Source organism: Kitasatospora sp. MAA4 (assembly GCF_029893355.1).
In the GTDB taxonomy this organism is placed as follows: Bacteria; Actinomycetota; Actinomycetes; order Streptomycetales; family Streptomycetaceae; genus Kitasatospora.
This window is the reverse complement of sequence record NZ_JARZAI010000019.1, coordinates 164,496-171,677: the sequence shown is the minus strand read 5'-3', so window position 1 is coordinate 171,677 and position 7,182 is coordinate 164,496. Positions and strand designations below refer to the sequence as shown.

General features: G+C 73.7%; 9 protein-coding genes. 8 read left to right on the top strand and 1 reads right to left on the bottom strand.

Annotated features, from left to right (window positions below; translation table 11 throughout):
• Positions 1 to 270 precede the first annotated feature (270 nt).
• Genes P3T37_RS25010 through P3T37_RS24995 form a run of 4 tightly spaced genes read left to right on the top strand, consistent with a single transcriptional unit; the run spans position 271 to position 2,485 of the window.
• A complete protein-coding gene (locus P3T37_RS25010; protein WP_280726088.1) occupies positions 271 to 1,161 on the top strand; it encodes an SPFH domain-containing protein in 891 nt (296 codons plus the stop codon).
• A gap of 13 nt (positions 1,162 to 1,174) precedes the next feature.
• The gene (locus tag P3T37_RS25005; protein ID WP_280726081.1) at positions 1,175 to 1,396 is read left to right on the top strand and encodes a hypothetical protein; all 222 of its coding nucleotides are present in this window, start codon (positions 1,175 to 1,177) and stop codon (positions 1,394 to 1,396) included.
• Positions 1,397 to 1,406: 10 nt separating this feature from the next.
• Positions 1,407 to 2,042, top strand: a complete 636-nt coding sequence (locus P3T37_RS25000) for a GPP34 family phosphoprotein (protein WP_280726080.1) — start codon at positions 1,407 to 1,409, stop codon at positions 2,040 to 2,042.
• Positions 2,043 to 2,068: 26 nt separating this feature from the next.
• Positions 2,069 to 2,485 (top strand): nuclear transport factor 2 family protein, encoded by a 417-nt coding sequence (locus tag P3T37_RS24995; RefSeq protein WP_280726079.1) that lies wholly within the window; start codon positions 2,069 to 2,071, stop codon positions 2,483 to 2,485.
• A 67-nt stretch (positions 2,486 to 2,552) separates the two neighbouring features.
• On the opposite strand, the gene P3T37_RS24990 is transcribed toward P3T37_RS24995, so the two are convergent.
• Entirely contained in the window at positions 2,553 to 3,137 is a 585-nt protein-coding gene (locus P3T37_RS24990) for an ABATE domain-containing protein (RefSeq protein ID WP_280726078.1), read from the bottom strand.
• 85 nt (positions 3,138 to 3,222) lie between these two features.
• On the opposite strand from P3T37_RS24990, the gene P3T37_RS24985 reads away from it, so the two are divergent.
• From P3T37_RS24985 to P3T37_RS24970, 4 genes are all read left to right on the top strand, one after another.
• The gene (locus P3T37_RS24985) at positions 3,223 to 4,446 is read left to right on the top strand and encodes an MFS transporter (protein WP_280726077.1); all 1,224 of its coding nucleotides are present in this window, start codon (positions 3,223 to 3,225) and stop codon (positions 4,444 to 4,446) included.
• A gap of 86 nt (positions 4,447 to 4,532) precedes the next feature.
• The gene (locus P3T37_RS24980) at positions 4,533 to 6,053 is read left to right on the top strand and encodes an MFS transporter (protein WP_280726076.1); all 1,521 of its coding nucleotides are present in this window, start codon (positions 4,533 to 4,535) and stop codon (positions 6,051 to 6,053) included.
• Complete coding sequence (locus tag P3T37_RS24975) at positions 6,050 to 6,622, top strand: helix-turn-helix domain-containing protein (protein WP_280726074.1); 573 nt, start codon at positions 6,050 to 6,052, stop codon at positions 6,620 to 6,622. The genes P3T37_RS24980 and P3T37_RS24975 overlap by 4 nt, the downstream gene beginning before the upstream one ends.
• Before the next feature lie 25 nt (positions 6,623 to 6,647).
• On the top strand, positions 6,648 to 7,175 hold the full coding sequence (locus P3T37_RS24970; protein WP_280726073.1) for a SigE family RNA polymerase sigma factor: 528 nt from the start codon (positions 6,648 to 6,650) through the stop codon (positions 7,173 to 7,175).
• The last annotated feature ends 7 nt before the right edge of the window (positions 7,176 to 7,182 follow it).

Genomic DNA, 7,182 nt, shown 5'->3' with positions numbered 1-7,182 from the left:
ACCCCCCCCACCCCGCGCGCCCCCCCCCCCGGGGCGCGCCCGTCGCGCCCCCGGGGCCCCCCCCCGGGGGGGGGGGGGGGGGGGCCCGCCCCCCCCCCCGCCACCGTCGCCTTCTCCCCTCCAGGTTTCGAGGCAGTCAAAAAGTGATATCACTATGCTAGATTGCCGATAGGCGATCTCCTGTGATCTCCGGATCTCCCTGCGAGAGGAGTCGGCCCGATGGCCACTCAGCACAGCACCACCCCGGCCGGTGACGGCTTCGCCGTCGAGATGCCCGCACCCAAGGTCACCGAGCGGATCATCACCGGTGCGCCGGGGATGCCCATGCTCGCCCTCGTCCTGCTCTGCGTGCTGGGCGGCCCGGCGATAACCGTCCTCGGGATCGCCGGCGGGGGCGGCGCCGGCATCGCGCTGGCCGTCACCGGCCCGCTGGTCCTCCTGTTCGGCCTGGTCATGGCCTGCGGCCTCACCGCCATCGCGCCCGGCCAGGCCCGCGTCGTCCAGCTGCTCGGCCGCTACCGCGGCACGATCCGCACCGACGGCCTGACCTGGCTGAACCCCTTCACCACCCGCCGCCGGATCTCCACCCGGATCCGCAACCACGAGACCGAGACGGCCAAGGTCAACGACGCCGACGGCAACCCGATCCAGATGGCCGCGGTGGTCGTCTGGCAGGTCGAGGACACCGCGAAGGCCCTCTTCGAGGTGGACGACTTCGTCGAGTTCGTCGCCATCCAGACCGAGACCGCGGTGCGGCACATCGCCAACAGCTACCCGTACGACGCCCACGCCGAGGGGCAGATGTCGCTGCGGGACAGCGCCGAGGAGATCACCCGGACGCTCTCCGCCGAGATCGGCGCCCGGGTCGCCTCGGCCGGCGTGCGGGTGGTCGAGTCGCGGATCACCCGGCTCGCCTACGCGCCCGAGGTCGCACAGGTGATGCTCCAGCGCCAGCAGGCCGGCGCCGTGGTCGCCGCCCGCCGGCTGATCGTGGAGGGCGCGGTCGGCATGGTCGAACTCGCCCTGGAGCGGCTGGCCGAGCAGAACGTCGTCGAACTCGACGAGGAGCGCAAGGCGGCGATGGTCAGCAACCTGCTGGTCGTCCTCTGCGGCGACCGCGGCACCCAGCCCGTGGTCAACACCGGTTCCCTCTACCAGTAGGAGAGACTGCCCGGTGGCCACCGAGCGAAAGAAGATCCTGCTCCGCCTGGACCCCGCCGTCCACGACGCCCTCGCCCGCTGGGCCGCGGACGAGCTGCGCAGCACCAACGCGCAGATCGAGTTCCTGCTGCGCCGGGCGCTCACCGACGGAGGCCGGATGCCGGGCGGGGCCGGCGGCCTCCCCCGGCGGGGCCGGCCCCCGAAGGACGACCCACCCTCCCCCTCCGACACGTGAGGAGCTAGCCGTGGACCTCCCCGACACCCTGCCGGGCAAGCTGTACCTGCTCGCGTACAACCCCGAGACCGGGCGCCCGGTCGCCCGCGCCGACCTCGACCTGCTGCTCCGCGCGGCGGCCCTGGCCGACCTGCTGCGGCGCGGCCTGGTGCAGGACGTGGACGGCAGGCCGAGCGCCACCGGCCGGGCGCCGCACGGACTGAACCCCCTCCTCGCCGACCTGCTGCGCCGGATCGCCGAGACCAGGCCGCACCCCTGGGCCTGGTGGATCCGGCTCCGCGGCCGTCCGGGCCACCCGGTGCGTTCCGTTCGCGACGACCTGGCGGCGGCGGGCTGGATCCGCGTCGAGGAGTACCGCATCCTGGGCCTCTTCCGCAGCGCGCGGATCACCGAACGGAACCCGCGGGTGCGCAAGGCACTGGCCGCAACCGTCTCGTCGGCCCTGCGCGGCCCGGTCTCCCGGATCGACCCGGCGGACGCCGCCCTGGTCGCGCTGGCCGACGCCGCCCAGCTGCGCACCGTCCTGACCCGCCAGCAGCGCCGCGAACACCGCGAGCGCCTGGCCCTCCTCACCGAGCAGACCGGCCCGGTCCCGCACGCCCTGCGCAGCGCCATCCGCTCACGCCGGGCGGCCGCAGCCAGCTGACCGGCCGTCGCGGATAACCTGATCACATGTCAGCATCAGTAGTCCCCGCCACCGGGCGCAACGCCGACGTCGTCCGCCGCTACCTCCGGGTGTTCGAGACGCGTGAGGTGGCCGAGTTCCAGGAGCTCGTAGCCGAGGATGTCCTGATCCACGGCGCCGGTCAGCACCTCCGGGGCCGGCAGTACCCCGAGGGGTCCGTCCTGACGCCGGGGCTGTCCCACTGCCGCCTCCGGGTGGACGACCTCTTCGAGGCCGGCGACCGCGTCACCGTGGCTTTCACCCTCACCTACACCCACGACCGCACCGGCCGCGACCTCACCATGACGGGCGTCAAGTCCTACCGTCTCCAGGACGGCCGGATCGTCGAGTTCTGGGGCGAGACGGACCTCTACGGCCTGCTGCGCCAGGCGGGACTCGTCCCGGAGGAGATCCCCGCCTTCTGACCGAGGAGACATCGGCGCAGGAGAAGTCGAGCCGGCCGACTTCTCGCGGATCTGACCTGCGTGCTCCTCAGCTCGCCGCGGCCCGGCTGCGCAGGGCCTTCTTCTTGGCGCGGTTGCCGCACTCGTCCATCGAGCACCAGCGGCGGTTGCCCGGGCGGGAGGTGTCGCTGAACAGGGCCGAGCACTCCGGGCAGGCGCAGTCGCGGACGCGGCCGATGGCGGCGGAGGAGACCAGGTCGAGGCTGTCGCGGGCCAGCAGGGCGAGGGTGGCGGCGACAGGGTCGTCCGCGTGCCAGTGCAGGCGGCCGGCGGGGTCGAGGCCGGGGGTCGGCACCGGCAGCGCGGCCCAGCGGTTGACCAGCTCGCGGTCCGGGGCCGGGCAGGAGCCGGGGCCCTGCGGGCTGCGGCCGGCCAGGACCAGCGTGTGCACCGCCTCGCGCAGCCGCCGGGCCTCGGCGAGCTGCCCGGCATCGGCGGCGCCGGCGGCCGAACCGCACGGACCGCACTGCCGCACCCAGGCGGCCAGCGCCGCCGGGTCGGTCAACTCCTCGGTGGCGTCGGGCATCCCGCGACGGCGCAGGGTACGGAGGTAGTCGAGGCACAACCGCCCCGCGCCCTGCCGGAAGCGGGGATTCTCAGTGGTTGCGGTCATGCCGGACAGCGTAACGCCGGAACCGGTTTAGCTGGTACGGTCCGGGAACCAGTTAAACCGGTTCCTTCCCTTCCGTGAGGTTCCCATGCCCGCACCCCGCGACCTCGACGCGCCACCGCATCAGACAGCCGCACGCGCGCAACCCGATCCCGCCGGACCCCCGTCGTGGCTGGTTCTGCTGCTCGCCGTCGCCTGCGGGCTCACCGTCGCCAACCTCTACTACGCGCAGCCGCTGCTCAGCACACTCCAGCGCGCCTTCCAGGTGGACGCCGTCACCGCCGGCGGGCTGATCACCGCCACCCAGATCGGCTACGCCACCGGTCTGCTGCTGCTCGTCCCGCTCGGCGACCGGATCGAGAACCGCCGGCTGATCACGATCCTGCTGACGCTGGCCACCTCCGCGCTGGTCGTGGCCGGCCTGGCCCCCAGCTTCGGCGTGCTGCTCGGCGCCCTGCTGACCGGCGGGGCGACGCTGGTGGTGGCGCAGATCCTCGTGCCGTTCGCCGCCGACCTGGCGCCCGACCACACCCGCGGACGCGTCGTCGGCCGGGTGATGACCGGCCTGCTCACCGGCATCCTGCTCTCCCGCACCCTGGGCAGCCTGCTCGCCGAGGCGGCCGGCTGGCGCTCGGTCTACCTGACCTCCGCCGCCCTGATGGCGATGCTGACCCTGGTGCTCCGCTCGGCACTGCCGCGCCGTCCGCCCACCGCCCGGCTGGGCTACCCGCAACTGCTGCGCTCGACGGCGCGCCTGGTGCGGATCCACCCCGCACTGCGCCGCCGGGCGCTGTACCAGGCCGCCATGTTCGGGGCGTTCAGCGCCTTCTGGACCACGATCTCGTACGTCCTGACCAGTGCGCCGTTCCACTTCAGCCAGCTGGGCGTCGGGCTGTTCGCGCTGGCCGGCGCCGGGGGTGCGGCGGTGGCGCCGCTCGCGGGGCGCTGGGCCGACCGGGGTCTGGCCCGGCCGATGACGGCGGCCGCGTTCGTCCTCGCGGCGCTGGCGTTCGCGCTGGCGGGGTTCGGCCGCACCAGCCTGGTGGCCCTCGGCCTGGCCGCGATCCTGCTGGACGTGGCCGCGCAGACCACCCTGATCCTCGGTCAGCAGGTGATCTACCAGCTGGATCCGCAGGCCCGCGCGCGACTCAACAGCGCCTTCATGGCGATCTTCTTCGTCGGTGGCGCGATCGGATCGCAGGCCGGCTCGTTCGCCTACCACTACGGCGGCTGGGTCGCCGTGGCGGCCTTCGGCGCCGCGCTGCCCGTCCTCGGCCTGCTGCTGTGGCTGACCGAACCCAGGAATAACTGACAGCCGATCCCGGGCTATGTCATCATCTGAAGACATCAAGCGATGACATAGCGGGCCGCCCCGAGACGGCCGGAGAGGCGGCACCCGTGGACATCGGAGCGCAGCAACCGACGTGGCGGGGCCGAGCCCTGGTCCCGGTCCTGGTCTTCCTCGGCACGGTGGTCGCCGTGATCAGCAGCCTGGGCGCACCGCTGGTCCCGACCATCGCCGCCGTCGACCACGTCTCGCTCTCCGACGCCCAGTGGTCGCTGACCATCACCCTGCTGGTCGGCGCCGTCGCCACCCCCACCATGGGACGCCTGGGCGACGGCCCGCACCGGCGGCAGGTGATCATCGGCGCCGCCGCCGCCGTACTGGCCGGCAGCGTGCTGGCCGCGCTGCCGCTCGGCTTCGGCTTCCTGGTGATCGGCCGCGGACTCCAGGGCGTCGGGCTCGGACTGACACCGCTGGCCATCGCCACCGCCCGCGACGCGCTCAGCGAGGAGCGCGCCCGCCCCGCCGTCGCACTGCTGTCGATCACCACGGTGGCCGGCGTCGGCCTCGGCTACCCGCTCACCGGGCTGATCGCGCAGTCCTTCGGCGTGCACGCCGGCTTCTGGTTCGGCTCCGCCATCAGCGCGCTCGCCCTGCTGGCCGCCGTCCTGGTGCTGCCCAGCACGGCGGGCCGCGCCCGGCACCCGCTGGACGTGCTCGGCGCAGTACTGCTCGGCGCGGCGATAGCCGGACTACTGCTCGTCCTCAGCGAGGGCGACGTGTGGGGCTGGAGCTCGCAGCGGCTGCTCGGGCTGGCCGCCGGCGCGATCGCCCTCGCGATCTGGTGGGTGCTGCACGAGCTGCGAACCTCGCATCCCCTGGTGGACCTGCGGCTGGCCCGCCACCGGGTGGTGCTGACGGCCGACGTGACCGGCCTGATCGCGGGCATCGCGATGTACCTGCTGATGTCGCTGGTGACCCGCTTCGTGCAGACCCCGGCCGTGGCCGGCTACGGCTTCGGCGCGTCCATCGTCGTCACCGGGCTGGTACTGCTGCCGTTCTCGGTGGCCAGCGTGCTGGCCAGCAAGCTGGTGCCGGTGCTGGCCCGGCGGACCTCCTCCGCCCTGGTGCTGCCGGTGGGCTGCGCCATCTCACTGCTCTCCATGCTGGCCTTCGCGTTCGCCCGGGACAGCCTGTGGGAGCTGTTCGCCACCATGGCGATCGCCGGACTCGGCGTCGGCTGCACGTTCGCCGTGATGCCCGGGCTGATCGTCAGCTCCGTGCCGGCGCACGAGACCGGCAGCGCGATCAGCTTCAACCAGGTGCTGCGCTACGTCGGTTACTCCACCGGCAGCGCGCTCAGCGCGGCGGTGCTGCAGGCGCACACCCCGGCCGGGCGCCTGCTGCCGACCGGCTCCGGCTACCAGAGCGCCGCCCTGCTGGGCTGCGCGGTGTGGGTGGTCACCGGCGCGGTTACGATCGTCCTGCTGCGCCGTGCGGCCGGCGCGGCGGGCACGACGCGTGTCCTGGCCGGCGGCCCGGACCTGGAGGAGGAGCTGCTGATGGAGGAGAGCATCGCCGACGCCGCGACGGGCGAGGACGGCGCACGCGCGGCCGACCTGGGCACCCGTTGAGCACCGAGGGCAAGGGCCCGGTCCGCCGGCGCGACGCCGGCCGCAGCCGCGAGCTGCTGCTGGACGCGGCCGCCGAGCTCTTCGGCGAGCGCGGCTACGACCGCACCACCACCCGCGAGATCGGCGAGCGCGCCGGGGTGGACCCTGCCCTGATCGCCCGCTACTACGGCGGCAAGACGCAGCTCTACATCGCCGTGATGCGCGCCGAGCAGGGCGACGCCGCCCCCGCCGACCTGCTCGCCCCCGGACGCCTGCGCGAGCTGCTGGACCGGCTCGCCCGACGCGGCCCCGGCCCGGTCTTCCGCGCCGCCGCCCTCCCCCACGACGACCCCGTGGTCCAGGACGCCGCCCGGGCCCAGCTGCACGACCGACTGGTCACCCCGCTGCGCGAGCACTTCACCCGCGAGGGTCTTGACCGCCCGCAGCTGCGCGCCGAGGTGGCGGTCGCCGCCTTCGTCGGCGTGGTGCTGGCCCGCAACGGCGGCGCCTTCGAGGAACTCGCGGCCGCCGAACCGGAGGAGCTGGTCGCCCTCGTCCACGAGCTGCTCCAGGGCACGCCGGGACGCTAGGGTCGGCCCATCGCGTTAGATAGCCATGGATCGCACAACGAAGAGTCCAGGGCTCTCGCAGCCCCTGGACTTCCGGGAGTTCGCTGCGACGCGGGGGCGTCACCTGGTCAGGACGGCGTACCTGCTGACAGGTGGCGACGCGTATCTCGCCGAGGACCTCGCCCAGGAGGCCCTCAGCCGGATCTTCGGGAAGTGGCGGCGGATATCCCGCCTGGAGAACCCGTCCGGATACGCACAGACCGTCCTGGTCAACACCTTCCTGACGCACCGGCGCCGGCGCAGCAGCTCCGAGCACGTCACCGACACCTTCGCCGAGGTGGCCGTCCGCGACCCCGACCCCGCGCTGCGGCTGACCCTGCTGCGCGCGCTCGGCGAACTGCCCCCGCAGGACCGGGCGGTGCTCGTGCTGCGGTTCTGGGAGGACCGCAGCGCCGAGGAGGTGGCCACCGCGCTGCACCTGAGCCCGAGCGGGGTCCGCTCGCGCAGTGCCCGGGCCCTGGAACGCCTACGGGCCGCGCTCGGCACCGAACTCGACGAACTCGACCACCACTGACGTGCGA